The following is a 13,806-nucleotide window of genomic DNA, read 5'->3' on the forward strand; positions in this document are numbered from 1 at the left end:
AACCAAACAAACTAATATTATAATAAAAAAGAAAATATGAATTTACTATTTTTTTAAATAATATACTAAAAATAACAAACCAGTTACAACCAAAGATGATATCCAGAGGTTTGTCTTATTAAACATTTTTAAAAATCCCAACACCAATCCAATTAATATATTAATAGACAAACTAAAAGCAACAGACAATGCAATTTTCTCCAACAAATCAATCTTTTTAAATAATATTGAAACTAGAAAATAACCAGGAACCACAACCAATAAAACAAGCCCAATTATATCAAATATTATCATTTTTATTACAACACACATATAACATCAAAGTTATTCCATTATATAAACTTGAATATAGTACTCTTTTCTTTTTATTTTATAAACATTGCGCTTATTTGCTAAGACTTTTTGAACACAGCCGTTTTCATCCATTAAATTTATATATTGTAACTTATATTTTTATATTATGAAAAAACTTTCGTCACACCAAATAATTTTGCTTATAGTAGCACTGCTTTTTATATCTATCCTATTATACAAGGTTCATTACAATAATACTATTCATTATATAGATCCAAATGCTCTTTTAATAATAAAACCAACAGAAAAAACAAATTATCCCTTCCCCTATCATAATGACGAATGGAATCATATTGCACAAGCAAAATATTTAATAGAGAATAAAGAACTCCCCTTTGTTAACCCATATTTTATTGATAAAGAAAAACATGAAAACCTAGAAACAGGATTTCATGTTTTTTTAGCAGAACTATTTTTATTCACAAAAATTAACTGGATTGAGAATTTTGGTCTTTTACCTATGTTCCTCATTATAATAAATTCCTTTCTAATTTTTGTTTTTGTGAGACATATAACCAAAAACTTTTATATTGCTTTGTTTTCTTTACTATTCTTCGCTCTTTTAAAAAACAATGTAAATTTTTTAGGCAATTGGTTTTTTATACCTTTAACCTTTTCTTTAATATTTATTTATGCTTTTTTTATTTTATTATTCATGTTTTTAGAAAAACCAGACAAAAAAAGTTTATTGGCTCTATTAGGCACCCTCCTTGTTTCATTTTTTATTTATCCACTCTCAACTATACTCATTTTTTTAATAACATCTTTGTATCTTCTTTTAAATAAAGATTCTTTTAATAAAATTTATTATTTATTTAAAAAATCAAATAAGCACGAAACAAAAACATTCAAAAAGAACACAACAATTTTCATTTTTTTACTTATAGTAGCATCAATAATGCTCTCCCAAAGTTTTATTAAATGGAACCAATTAGTTTTTAATCAATTATGGACCCTTCCAGAAATTACCTATGATATGATGATTTTATATGGTGTTATACCTCTAATTTTTGCTTTAATAGGCATATGGCAAACATATATCAAATATAATAAAATATTTTTATTATGGTTAATCCCTCTTTTAATCAATCTTTATTTATACTTAATATATAAAATTACATTATTCATTCCATATCCAAGAGCAGTTTTTTATATTTTTATAGGAATGGCAACATTATCAGGAATTGGTTTTTATTATATATGCAATATTATTTATAAATGGAGGAATAAACTTGATTTTGAATTTATAAAAGAATTATCAAACGAAACTTTCTTTACATTAGGTCTTTTTGTTTTTTTAATTATGTTCCATGGATATTATAACCAAACTGAAAATACATCGTTATACCATTCATCAGATTTATATGATTACGATTCTATCAATTTTATTGATAATAATTTTGATAATAATAAAATTGTTTTAGCACCACCTTTTATATCAACCACAATCTATCCAATTAGTGGAAATTATGTAATTGCTGCCATGGATGCAAATCTAAATGGGAGAGACAGCGATTTTTATTTGAATTTTATGAAAAAAGATTGTAATAATAAAATAAACTTAATCAAAAAAAATAACATAAGTCTTATTCTAACTAAAACAAAAATCAATTGCGATGAAGTGAAATTGATTTATCAAAACAAAGGAAGTTTTGTTTACCAAAAAACTTAAAAACGAAATATAATACAAAATCATTACTAAAGATTTAGAAAAAAACCAAACTTTAGTTAATAAAGACGTTCACTTAAACAGAAATGAAAATAGCAATATTCCATAATTATATGGATAACATAGGGGGTGCTGAAAAAGTGACCTTGACTCTTGCAGGGGAATTAGATGCTGACATAATCACAACAAATATCAATAGAAAAGCTATAGAAAATATGGGTTTCAAAAACATTAGAATAAAAAGCATTGGAAAAATTCCTATAAATGCTCCATTCAAACAACAGTTTGCGTTGTATAAGTTCAGAAAACTCGATCTAAAAGAAAAATATGATTTTTTTATCATAGATGGGGATTGGGCAATATCTGGAGCAGTCAAGAATAAACCAAATTTATGGTATGTCCATTCACCTATAAGAGAGATATGGGATTTGTATGAATACACTAGACAACACAGTGTCCCTTTAATCCTAAGACCTATTTTTGATATTTGGGTAAAATACAATCGTTACCTTAACAGGAAGTATGTCAAACATGTTGACAAGATAACTTGCAACTCAAAGAACACCCAAAAAAGGGTTAAGAAATATCTGAATAGGGCTGCTGTTGTGATAAACCCGCCAATTGAGACTTCTAAATTTCATTATAAAAAGACAGGAGGTTACTGGTTAAGCGTTAATAGACTCATTACACATAAAAGAGCAGATATGCAAATAAAAGCTTTTGCAAAACTGCTTGATGAAAAACTAATCGTTGTTGGCTGTTATGAAAAATCAAGACATTTTACTGCATATGCAAATTATATAAAAAAAATTAAGCCAAAGAACATTACTTTGCTAAATGGGATTGGTTCTAATCAATTGATAAATCTCTATGCTAATTGTAAGGGTTTTATTACAACATCCAAAGATGAAGATTTTGGAATGGCTCCTGTTGAAGCAATGGCTTCTGGAAAACCAGTTATTGCTCCAAATGAAGGGGGATATAAAGAAACCGTTGTTGATGGAGTTACTGGAAAGTTAATAGACGATATCAGTGTTGATAAATTAATCAAGTCTATCCAAGAAGTAAGCAAAAACCCTAAAAAATATAAAAATACTTGTTTAAAACAGGCAAAGAAATTTGATACAAAAATTTTCATTAAAAAAATAAAAGAACAGATGGCTACATAAAATGAATATCTGCTTTGTCATACACACCGATTTTATTGAATCCTCCTATGGCGGTATAGAGACCTATTTAAAAAATCTGTCGCTTGAGCTTGTTAAAAATGGTCATGAAGTTCACATTATATGCTGCACCGGGAAAAAAATTACTGATTATGTGTATAAGGGCATTCATATTCACAGGGTCTGTTCAGGGGTGGTGTTCTTTCACCCTCTTTTATTAAAAATCTTTCCTCCTTCTAGAATTATTGATAAATACTTTTACCACACCACCGTAAACTTAACCATTGGATGGAGGATTTATCGAAAGTTTAAGAAACTTCACAAAAGAAAACCCTTTGATGTTGTTGAATGCGATGACACAGCTGGTTTAGGTGTGTTCTTTCCCCTGTGTAGTCGCGTCAGGTTTATAACCAGAATGCATACTTCATGGACCATGGTTGCACTACTTAACAAAGAACAGGTTACCTTAGACAAAAAAATTGTGTATTTCCTTGAAAGATTACAAATTAAAAAGAGTGACGCCTTGAATGCAGATAGCTTTTCTCTGAAGAAAAGATCCTCTAATTTCTTTAACATAGATCCTTCAAGAATTGACGTTACTTATTATGGTATTGACATCTCAAAGTATGAATCTATTTCCAAGAAAAGGATAACAAAACAGGATTACATCCTTTACTTTGGAAGGTTAGAGGAAAGAAAAGGTATGCGACTTCTTGCACGTGCTCTGCCAAAGGTTTTTTCAAAGCATCCCAATCTAAAAATGGTATTTGTCGGAAATCACCATGTTGAAACAAAACACAGCCGCCTAATAAAACACTTTGATGCGAAGAGGCATATACGTGGAAAAAACAAGCCGTTTGCAAAGAACATTATGTTCATCAAACACCTTCCTCACAAAAACCTGAATCCTATCATAAAAAATGCAAAATTGGTGGTACTTCCATCTACATGGGAAGCTTTCGGCTTCACCTGTCTGGAATCAATGGCTTTGGGAAAGCCTGTCTTGGCTACGAGCGGAAGCGGTTTTGAAGAGCAAATACTCGAGGATGAAAAATACGGATTTCTGGTAAAGCCCAACAACGCAAAAGCTCTCGCAAATAAAATTCTTATATGTCTGAAGAGAAAAGATTTAGATATAGTAGGAAAAAGGGCTAAAAATAGAGCTAAATTTTTCAGTAATGAAAAAATAACAAAAGAAATGATAGATTATTACAAAAAGGTAAGTATGAAAACATAAAATAAATTTTGGATATAAAAAATGAATAAAAATCCCAAGAAAAATTTAAGAATAGCCATCATACATGATGATTTTTCCTTGTGTGGTGGAGGAGAAAAATTAGTTGCAATACTTGCTAAAGGACTTTCTAAAAAAGGTATAGAAGTGGATATAATAACATATAATTTTACAGAAGAACCCAAAAAAATAATCCCAAAAGGGATTAAAATTAAAACCATTATCAATAAAAAATACCCCTTTCATGACCATAATGTAAGAAAGTATTTATTCTCCAAATTAAATTTAAAAAAAAAATATGATTTGTTTATCTTTAGTGGTTATTTCTGCTTGTATGCATCAAAGATAAACAAACCAAACATTCTTTATTGCCATAATGTTAGAAAACCATATCTGTCAACACAAAAAAGATTTGAAGAAAAACCAAACAAAAGACAAGTCCAAGCAAAATTAGATTTAATAGATAATTCATTCCTTGGAAAGAGTTGGACATTTTTATATAAAATAAAAAATAAATTCATTAAGAAAAAAATCCCAAGAAAAATCTCAGAAAAAATAGAACTTATTCGTTTTTTATTTGCAATCTCCCCTCATCCAATATTAATAAAATACGCCATAAAACCTCTCACAGAAGAAGAGGAAATCAGAAAGGAGATTAATTATATACAAAAAATTATAGTGAACAGCCTTACTATTAAAAAAGATGCTAAAGAGTATTATAAAAGAGAATCCATAATTATACACCCCCCTATTGAAACAAAAAAATTTCATTATAAAAAAAATAAAAATTTTTGGATTTCTATAAATAGAATTGATCCCCATAAAAGAGTAGAATTACAATTAAAAGCATTTTCTAAAATGCCTAATGAAAAACTTTATATTATTGGCCATATACAAAATCAAAAATATTATGAATTTCTTAAAAAAATAAAACCCAATAATGTGAAATTCTTAGGAGTTATTAATGAAGATAAATTAATTAAAAAATTAAGTGAATGCAAGGGAATGGTATTCACAGCAAAAAAAGAGGATTTTGGAATGGCTCCTGTTGAAGCAATGGCTTCTGGTAAGCCAGTGATAGCTCCAAACGAAGGGGGGTGTAAAGAAACAATTATTAATGAAAAAACCGGAATATTAATAAATAATATAAATGAGGATAAAATAATAAGAGCAGTAGAGAAGATAAACAAGAATCCTGAGAAGTATAAAAATGCATGTTTGAGGCAAGCACGAAAATTTGATGTTGAAGTTTTTATTAAAAAAATGACAGAAGAAATAAGGGATTCTCTGGTTCAATAAAAATGAAAAAGACAAGAGGGGTAATTTATATTGCAACAGGAGAAAAATACATTAACGAGGTTTTAGTTTCTGCAGCTAGTCTAAAGAAACACATGCCTGATTTACCTGTAACTTTATTTTCTGATTTAGATGTAAAATCTTCTTATTTTGATAAAATACTGAAAATAAAGAATCCTGTTTTTGGTTTTGAAGATAAAGTAAGATACATGTATAAATCTCCTTATGATTTAACTTTATTTTTAGATACAGATACTTACATTTGTGATGATGTTTCTGAGTTGTTTGATTTGCTCAACAGGTTTGACATTGCAGTTGCACACGTTCCAACGAAAAACAAATCTAGTATTATAGGAACTCCCGAAAGTTTTGTGTTGATAGATACAGGAATAATCTTATTTAAAAAATCCCTAAAAATTAAAAAACTATTTTCCGAGTGGCTGAGATTATATAATCTTGATAAGAAGAGGGGGTATATTAGATTAAAGTCTGGTTTGAAAAGTCTAGAAAATAAAATTAAGTGGAAGGAGAAAGGCATTCCAGACGCATTAAATTTTAATAAAGTTCTTTATAATAGTAAAATAAGATTTGTAACGCTGACAAAAGAATATGATTTTAGAGCAAAATGTGGTTTTGTTAATTGGAAAGTTAAGATACTTCATCGTAGGAATTGGGATTTTGCTTTGGTTGAGAGCATTATCAATTCATATTCTTCTCCCAGGGTTTTTTTTTGGTCTTTTGATCGTTTACATGTTTTCCCTTTAGATAGGAGGTTTGGCTTGTCTACGGGTTTATTTAGGAGGTTTGGTTTTTTATGAGTAGGGATATTCTATTATTTCAACCCTGGTTTTCTTTTTACCCATTTAACAAATTTGGAGTAAGTTATTGAATGCTTCTTGAGATTTGAAGAAAGCCTAAATAATTTCAAATCATAAAATTTTGAAGTAATAAATGAAGGAAAATCCTGTAGTTTCAAATGAAAACAAAAGAATTTTTTAATTCTCATAATAAGCACTATTAAGAAAAAAAATTTATGATTTTTCTTGAATTTTCTATTCTGTTTTAAACAATAATTATAAATCTTTCTGTCAAATTCCAAATCTTTAGAAATTAATATTTTGGCTTTTTCAACCTCTTTTTTTCCCAAATATTTTGTAGACACATTGAAATTTCTCAGGAATCTTCCACTTCCAATCTTATTATAGAAGAATAAGAAGTCCTCAGGATTTTCAGTAATGCCCACAAACCAGAATTTGTCAATAAGATTCTTTATTCTTTCAAGATTTTGTTCATTAATATCTCTATGTTTAAATTTGTCATTAATAAAGAAGAAGAATAAATACCTGAAAATATAATTATTCATTTTCAAATTGTTCTTTCTGTCTTCCTCTATCCAATTATTGAACCACGATGTAAAAGACAAATCCTTTCTTCCTTTGGGAAAAAGTTCAGACCCTCTCCTTTTTGACATCTCACCATTATAATAGCGCATCAAATCCCAGTTGTAATGGGAGATAGTTCTATTGGTGGGTTCTCTAATGAAAGTAACGTACCTGCAATCCCTGTTATGAAAAAGCCTATGAAGGCCGTAAAAAGCTATGTGTCCAAATATTATTCTTATTTTGTTTTTTTGCTCTTCCGTTAAAGAACTAATATATTTATTAATGTTCCCCTTATTCTTTTCAAAGATTGGTTCTTCATTATAATAAAGTAGAAGAAATTCATCCTTATCAAGATTTTCCTTCTTATGAAATCTTATAGTGGTGCCAGCACATTTCATGATATGAAGAAATATGTATAGTGGTTTTTCATTTTTCATTTTTCATTGTTTTAATCAGTTTGTTGTATGTTTTTGATTTTTTCTTTAATTTTGATGATATTTTGAATAGTAGTTGTGTTGTTTGTTGTATTTTTGATAGTGTTTGTGTCTTTATGTTGTATAGTGTTCCCTTTGTTGCCATGATTGTTGTTATCAGTTTGTATTTTGGGTTTTGTTTTTTGTGTTGTTTATTTAGTTTTTTTGCGTGATTGTATAGTTCTAAATCGTACTTGTTCTTTGTTAGTATGAACCTTTCTATTTTTTCTTTGTTTTTTGGATTGAAGTATTTTTTAGAGATATTCTTATTTTCCGAGAATTTGCTGATTCCTAGTAGGAGGTAGAGGTATAGAAAATCTTTAGGATTTTCTGTCAACCCTATAAAGTAGAATTTATTGAGTGTTTTTTTTATTTTTTCTAAGTTTTTTTTATTTATGTCTTTTTTTTGTATTCTCTTGCTTAGTGATAGATAAAACATATGAGTACTAAGTGGTATGTTTAATATATGGATACTAAAGAATTTATATATGAATTCTTCTGTTAGATATGTGTTTGCCAGGAACCATTTTTTGAAGTTTAATACTCTTCCATTTTTTATAAGTTCCTTGTTCTTCTGTCTATGAATATCTAACTTCACTTTTTTAATGATTTTAAACTCTTCAGGATTAAGTTTATTTTTAAGCTTTCTAATATCTTCTTCAATCTTTTGTTTCAAAAATTGCCGGTTGAAGTTGTACTGTGATATTGTTCTGTCTACAGGGTTCCTAAGAAATGTTATGTATCTTGCCTTTCTGTCTGGAAAGAATTTGTGTAAGTTATAGTATGCTCCATGGCCAAATATTATTTTTATTTTGTCCTTCTGTTTTTTGTTTAATGATCTCAAATAGTTCTCGGTGTTTTCTTTGGTCCTTTCAAAGACCGGCTTTCCCCTTATAGTGAGAAGCAAATAGTTGTCTTTTTTCAAGTTAATTTCTATGTGTTTTCTTATTGTAGTTCCGGCACATTTCTGGACATGTATAAATATGTATAATGGCTCTTTTGACATAATGTTAACCCCGTTTAATAAATTTCACATATGCCTCAATAACTTCTTTTGGCTTTCCGTCTTTTATAATCTTGCCTTTGTCAAGCCATATAACCCTATCACAATATTTCTCAATAAGTTTCAGGTTATGACCCACTAAAATAAAAGTTGTTCCTTTTCCCATCAATTCTTCCAGTTTTTTTAAACTTTTATTTTTAAATTCCTCATCTCCTCCTGCAAAAATTTCATCTAATAGAAGAATATCTGGTTTATAATGCTCTATGTAATGTATGATAATAGAAAAGGCAATTCTCTTTCTCATGCCAGAAGAAAATTGATATATTTTTGTATTCACAAAATCCTGAAGACCTGCAAATTCTACAATTGAATTAAATTTTCTTTTAATATCTTTTTGACTAAGACCCAAAATAGAACTAACTAAATAAATATTATCCATTAAAGTTAATCTTGATCTTAATCCTACTCCAGATAATATAACAATATTTCCATTAGTTTTTATTTCTCCTTTATCTAAATTATAAATTCCCATAATAGTTTTAAGAAGGACGGTTTTTCCAGAACCGTTTTTTCCAATAATTCCAATATTTTCTCTTGAGTTTACGCTAAAAGAGATGCCTTTTAATGCCCAAAATTCTTTCTTAGGTTCTATTCCTGAAAAAAAGGAGATAAAATATGATAAAACACTTTGTTCTTTCTTAAAACCAATTCTAAATTTCTTTGATAAATTCTTGATTATTATCTCTTCCATTTTTTGTTTCATCATACTAATTCAGCAAATTTATGTTTATATTTTTCAAAAATAAACATTCCGAAAAAAAATAATATAAAACTAAATAATATTGCTCCAAATATCATCCATAATCTAGGAATTTGATTATAAATTATTATTTTTCTTGCTATCTTTATAAAATAATACATTGGATTTAAGGAATTAAAATTAAATGGTAAATCTAAATTAGCACCATAGAAAATTGGTGTCGCAAACCACAATACTCTTGTAACAACATTCCAAAATCTTGCAAAATCAACGAAATAAGTTCCAATAGTGGATACTACAAATGAAACACCCAAGACAAAAAAAGAAAAAAAGGCAAAAATTAAGGGGTAAAAAATTACATTTATTGGTGAGATATTAAATAAAATTAAAAGAAGTATTAAAAGAAGTATTTCAAAAAAATGAGAAAAAATATTTTTAAAGACAGTTGAAACAACAAAGACTTCATGATTAATATTTACTGATTTTATTAATCCAGCATTACCAATCATAACTCCTGTAGATTCACTAGTGGTTTTTCTAAAAAAGTTAAACATGATTAATCCAAGTAACAAATAAAGAGGGTAATTTTCTATATCTACTCCAACAATATTTCTTATACTTAAAAGAATAACAAACATAAGAAGAGGATCTAACAAATACCATAAAATTCCTAGATAACTTCCTTCATTTCTCAATTTAAAGCCTGCTTTTGCTAATTGTAAACTCAAGCCTAAAATACTTTTTAATTTATGCCAACTTATTCTTATCTTCATCATATCTCCCCATATTATAAATATTTTTTCTGAATAAATAACTTTATTTTAGTATATAAATACAATTCACTGAAATTATAAAAACCAGATACAATATTCTTTTTTGTTATTAAGATCATTAAATTTACTAAAAACATTTTAAATTATTTCTTTTCAATTCCCAAAATACTCAAATAAAACACATTAAAAATTATTTGTATACCTATTATTAAAATAGTTGATGCTAATATAACCCTTCCTGGCTGGAAAAACCCACTAAAACCAGTCAATAACCATCTTATAAAAATATTCCCACTAATCAATAAACCTATTAAAAATATTAAACTACCAAAAAAAAGACCCTTTTCTAATGTTAAATATTGAATAAACCTTTCAATCAAAAGAGATTTTTCTTTTAAAACTGCAAATAAATATATTTTAGCAAATAATGTCAAAAAAATTAATTGAAAACCCAAAATAGCCAATAAACTGCACAAGATTGCAGTATGGATACCTAATCTAAAATTATTGATCATTATATCCCCTGTACTTAAAAAAAGAACCCCTAAAATCCCAACAAAAAATATTAAAAAACCAGGTATAAAAAATAAATAAGAAGGGGTATGTAATAACATGAATCTTAGATGCTTCCACCCATCATTAAAACTACTTAATTTACTTTTTCCTATTCGTTTATAATAATTTATAAGGACCTCTTTAACCTTAATTTTTTGTTTTACTGCCTTCATCAACATTTCAGAAGCAAATTCCATTCCACCAGTATTTAGTTCAAGCTTTTCAAAAGCTGTTTTTTTAATAATCCTAAAACCAGAGTGAACATCCTTAATTTTTGCTTTAAAAAATAATCTAAAGATAAAAGAAAGCAAAGGATTACCAATTGTTCTATGTAACCAAGGCATGGCTTTTTTATGAAAATAAGTTCTTTTTCCAAGAACTAAATCATATTTTTTAGAATATTGGATTAACTTAGGCAATTCATACAAATCATAAGTATTATCACTATCAACCATTATTATTCTATTACCTTTTGTTACAGAAAATCCTTTTAGATATGCATTTCCATAACCTTGTTTTGGTTCAACAACAACTTTAGCGCCAAGTTTTTTAGCAATACTAGCAGAATTATCTTTACAACCATTATCAACAACTATTATTTCATAACTAACCTTTAATTGAGAAAAAACCTTTTTTGCTTTTTCTATACAAATTCCAATAGTTTTTTCTTCATTCAAACAAGGCAAAACCAAGCTAAATTCAATATCAACACCCATAAAAAGAATATTATCAAATTATTATTTAAATTTATGGGATAATCACATTTACCAGAAGGATAAATTTAAAGATTCAATTCATTTAATATCTTTCCTACACATGTTTTAACATCATTATGTTCTGTATCTACAATAACATCTGCTTTCGGCTCTTCAAATAAGTCAGATACTCCTGTAAAATTTTTAATTTCCCCTTTACGCGCCTTTTTATACATTCCTTTTTTGTCTCTTTTTTCGCATGTTTCTAAACTACATTTAACATACACTAAACTAATATTTTCTATTATCCCCTTAACCATACTTCTTAACTCATTAGTGGGAGATATAAAGGAAGAGACCACAAGATTGTCGTTTTCATTAAAAAGCCTTGCAACATGCGCAATCCTTCTTAGATTTTCTCGTCTATCTTTGTATGAAAATCCTAAATCTTCATTAAGCTTTCCACGCACATCATCACCATCAAGGTGAACAGTAGCATAACCTCTGTTGTATAACTCCTCTTTCAATTTTTTTGCGAGAGTGGTCTTACCAGAACAAGGTAACCCTGTAAACCATATTGTTGTCCTTAACGATTTGATATAATCTGTAACTTCCTTTGGAACACGATTTTCTTTTTTGTTCCTCACGTTTGTTCCTGATATCTCAAGTATGGTGCTGGGGGGATCGATTTTGTTTATATCATACCCAACATTTCTTCCAATGTTTATGCTTTCTATATCAGGAATAGATATGACTTTTACTTTGTCTCCGTAAACCCTTCTTATTATCTCAATGCGCTGTTTTACTGTATATGGATTTTTTTGCGAAAGTTCTGTTTGTCGAATTGCAATACATATATCCTTACCATCTGAGATGGCTTTGTCTATTAGGTATTTATGCCCATTATGAAAAGGCTGCCACCTCCCTATGAATAAAGCATATCTTTTATTATCTTTATATTTCATTCTAATTATTCTCTTATCTTTTTTATAAATGCTTTTGTATCAAACTTCTTTGATTCCATCAAACAAGGCAAAACCAAACTAAATTCAATATCCCCCCTCATAAAAAGAACATTATAAAACCATTATTTAAATCTATGTAATCCCTATTATGAACAACAAAACATTTAAATATAATCCAACCACTCTTTATTTAGAGGTGATGGGGGAATAAAAAATGAAAGGATTAGTCCAGATTGTAACAGCATAAGTATACCTATAATTTTTTCTGGTTGTATTAAAGATGTACCTAACAATACATTTGATAATCATATAAAAGAACTAAATGCGGCAGAACAAAAGTATGGCTCATTTGGTTTTAACAAATATCAGGCATTTACTTTGCTCACAGCAGGAACAGATAGCACATTCGTAGCAAGATGTGTTGATTTATATGATCAATATAATATAGCACCAAGCCCAAATGAGATTGTTTCTTTCCAGCAACAAGAGTGGACTTGGGAAAAAATAGAAGAGAGTATTGCAGAAACTGCACAATATATAGAATAAATATTAATTAAAAAGGTGATAAAAAATGAGACAAGAAGAGAAAACAAAAAAAACAATGGTTATTTTAGCAATAGCTTTAGTTATAGCCATTGGTTATATAGTAGTTATAAAATACAATACTGCACAACAACAAAAACAATTTGAAATTTTCCAACAAGGAACCCAACAAGGAGCCCAACAAACAGTAATCCAAATGGCGCAATTAGCTTCAACATGTCAAGAAGTTACTTTAAGATTAGAAAACAATCAAACAATGAATCTAATTGCAGTTGACTGTATACAACAAACCGGAACTAAACAATAAATTATTTTTTCTAGTTTATTTTTAGAAGCATTTATAAAGGAGTATGTATACCATATTAATATGAAGTTAATTTGGTGTTAAAATGGTAAAAGCGATAGTTAATATTGAAGAAAGTGCAAACAGAATCTTAAACATAGTGAAAGCTAAAGAAAATTTAAGAGATAAGAGTGCTGCTATTAATCTGATTTTGAATTTATACGGTAAAGAAATGTTAGAACCAGAACTTAGACCAGAATTTATTAAAGAGCTTTTAGAAGCTCAAAAAGAAGAAACTGCAAAAGTAAAAGATTGGGACAAACATTTTGGTCTAAATTAATTCTAAAAAATGTATAATCTTGAAATAAGAAAAGAGGTTGAAAAAGTTCTTAAAAAACTCTCTAAAAAAGATAAGGTAAGTTCAATTTATATTAGTAAAAAAATAAAGGAGATAAAAGAAAACCCTTATCGTTTTAAACCACTTCAAAATTTTTGGAGAATACATATAGGTAACTATGTTCTTATTTATTCTATAAATGAAAAAACCAAAACAGTTATAATTGAAAAATACAAACACCATAAAGAAGTCTATAAAATTTAAACTTTTTCTAAAAACCAAAATAATATAAACAAAAACACAATACTATCAATAGGG

The 13,806-nt window shown here is 28.0% G+C and carries 15 protein-coding genes; 8 read left to right on the forward strand and 7 right to left on the reverse strand.

Features of this window, described 5'->3' with window-relative positions; translation table 11 throughout:
* Nucleotides 1-45 precede the first annotated feature (45 nt).
* On the reverse strand, nucleotides 46-312 hold the full coding sequence (locus CEE44_03140; GenBank protein ID TKJ17505.1) for a hypothetical protein: 267 nt from the start codon (nucleotides 310-312) through the stop codon (nucleotides 46-48).
* Nucleotides 313-460: 148 nt separating this feature from the next.
* Between CEE44_03140 and CEE44_03145 the strand changes: the two genes are divergently transcribed.
* From CEE44_03145 to CEE44_03165, 5 genes are all read left to right on the forward strand, one after another.
* Nucleotides 461-2,026 carry a hypothetical protein gene (locus CEE44_03145; GenBank protein TKJ17506.1) on the forward strand — a complete coding sequence of 522 codons (1,566 nt, stop codon included), beginning with the start codon at nucleotides 461-463 and terminating at the stop codon, nucleotides 2,024-2,026.
* Nucleotides 2,027-2,109: 83 nt separating this feature from the next.
* A complete protein-coding gene (locus CEE44_03150) occupies nucleotides 2,110-3,192 on the forward strand; it encodes a mannosyl transferase (protein ID TKJ17507.1) in 1,083 nt (360 codons plus the stop codon).
* Between the two features lies 1 nt (nucleotide 3,193).
* Complete coding sequence (locus tag CEE44_03155; GenBank protein ID TKJ17508.1) at nucleotides 3,194-4,426, forward strand: hypothetical protein; 1,233 nt, start codon at nucleotides 3,194-3,196, stop codon at nucleotides 4,424-4,426.
* 21 nt (nucleotides 4,427-4,447) lie between these two features.
* The gene (locus CEE44_03160) at nucleotides 4,448-5,722 is read left to right on the forward strand and encodes a hypothetical protein (protein TKJ17509.1); all 1,275 of its coding nucleotides are present in this window, start codon (nucleotides 4,448-4,450) and stop codon (nucleotides 5,720-5,722) included.
* 2 nt (nucleotides 5,723-5,724) lie between these two features.
* Nucleotides 5,725-6,537 carry a hypothetical protein gene (locus CEE44_03165; protein TKJ17510.1) on the forward strand — a complete coding sequence of 271 codons (813 nt, stop codon included), beginning with the start codon at nucleotides 5,725-5,727 and terminating at the stop codon, nucleotides 6,535-6,537.
* A gap of 14 nt (nucleotides 6,538-6,551) precedes the next feature.
* Here the strand turns inward: CEE44_03165 and CEE44_03170 are convergent, their stop codons facing one another.
* The 6 genes from CEE44_03170 to cysC form a co-directional block, all read right to left on the reverse strand.
* A complete protein-coding gene (locus CEE44_03170; GenBank protein TKJ17511.1) occupies nucleotides 6,552-7,538 on the reverse strand; it encodes a hypothetical protein in 987 nt (328 codons plus the stop codon).
* Nucleotides 7,528-8,580 carry a hypothetical protein gene (locus tag CEE44_03175; protein TKJ17512.1) on the reverse strand — a complete coding sequence of 351 codons (1,053 nt, stop codon included), beginning with the start codon at nucleotides 8,578-8,580 and terminating at the stop codon, nucleotides 7,528-7,530. Before CEE44_03175 ends, CEE44_03170 begins: the two co-directional genes overlap by 11 nt.
* A 4-nt stretch (nucleotides 8,581-8,584) precedes the next feature.
* Complete coding sequence (locus CEE44_03180) at nucleotides 8,585-9,343, reverse strand: hypothetical protein (GenBank protein ID TKJ17513.1); 759 nt, start codon at nucleotides 9,341-9,343, stop codon at nucleotides 8,585-8,587.
* Complete coding sequence (locus tag CEE44_03185; GenBank protein TKJ17514.1) at nucleotides 9,340-10,113, reverse strand: hypothetical protein; 774 nt, start codon at nucleotides 10,111-10,113, stop codon at nucleotides 9,340-9,342. Before CEE44_03185 ends, CEE44_03180 begins: the two co-directional genes overlap by 4 nt.
* A 140-nt stretch (nucleotides 10,114-10,253) precedes the next feature.
* Entirely contained in the window at nucleotides 10,254-11,381 is a 1,128-nt protein-coding gene (locus CEE44_03190; protein TKJ17515.1) for a dolichol-P-glucose synthetase, read from the reverse strand.
* Between the two features lie 65 nt (nucleotides 11,382-11,446).
* The gene (gene cysC / locus CEE44_03195; protein ID TKJ17516.1) at nucleotides 11,447-12,325 is read right to left on the reverse strand and encodes an adenylyl-sulfate kinase; all 879 of its coding nucleotides are present in this window, start codon (nucleotides 12,323-12,325) and stop codon (nucleotides 11,447-11,449) included.
* A gap of 571 nt (nucleotides 12,326-12,896) precedes the next feature.
* On the opposite strand from cysC, the gene CEE44_03200 reads away from it, so the two are divergent.
* From CEE44_03200 to CEE44_03210, 3 genes are all read left to right on the forward strand, one after another.
* Nucleotides 12,897-13,175, forward strand: a complete 279-nt coding sequence (locus CEE44_03200; protein TKJ17517.1) for a hypothetical protein — start codon at nucleotides 12,897-12,899, stop codon at nucleotides 13,173-13,175.
* An 82-nt stretch (nucleotides 13,176-13,257) separates the two neighbouring features.
* Nucleotides 13,258-13,491, forward strand: a complete 234-nt coding sequence (locus tag CEE44_03205) for an antitoxin (protein ID TKJ17518.1) — start codon at nucleotides 13,258-13,260, stop codon at nucleotides 13,489-13,491.
* A 9-nt stretch (nucleotides 13,492-13,500) separates the two neighbouring features.
* Nucleotides 13,501-13,752 (forward strand): hypothetical protein, encoded by a 252-nt coding sequence (locus CEE44_03210; GenBank protein ID TKJ17519.1) that lies wholly within the window; start codon nucleotides 13,501-13,503, stop codon nucleotides 13,750-13,752.
* Nucleotides 13,753-13,806: the final 54 nt, after the last annotated feature.

This window comes from Candidatus Woesearchaeota archaeon B3_Woes, from assembly GCA_005222965.1.
In the GTDB taxonomy this organism is placed as follows: Archaea; Nanobdellota; Nanobdellia; order Woesearchaeales; family B3-WOES; genus B3-WOES.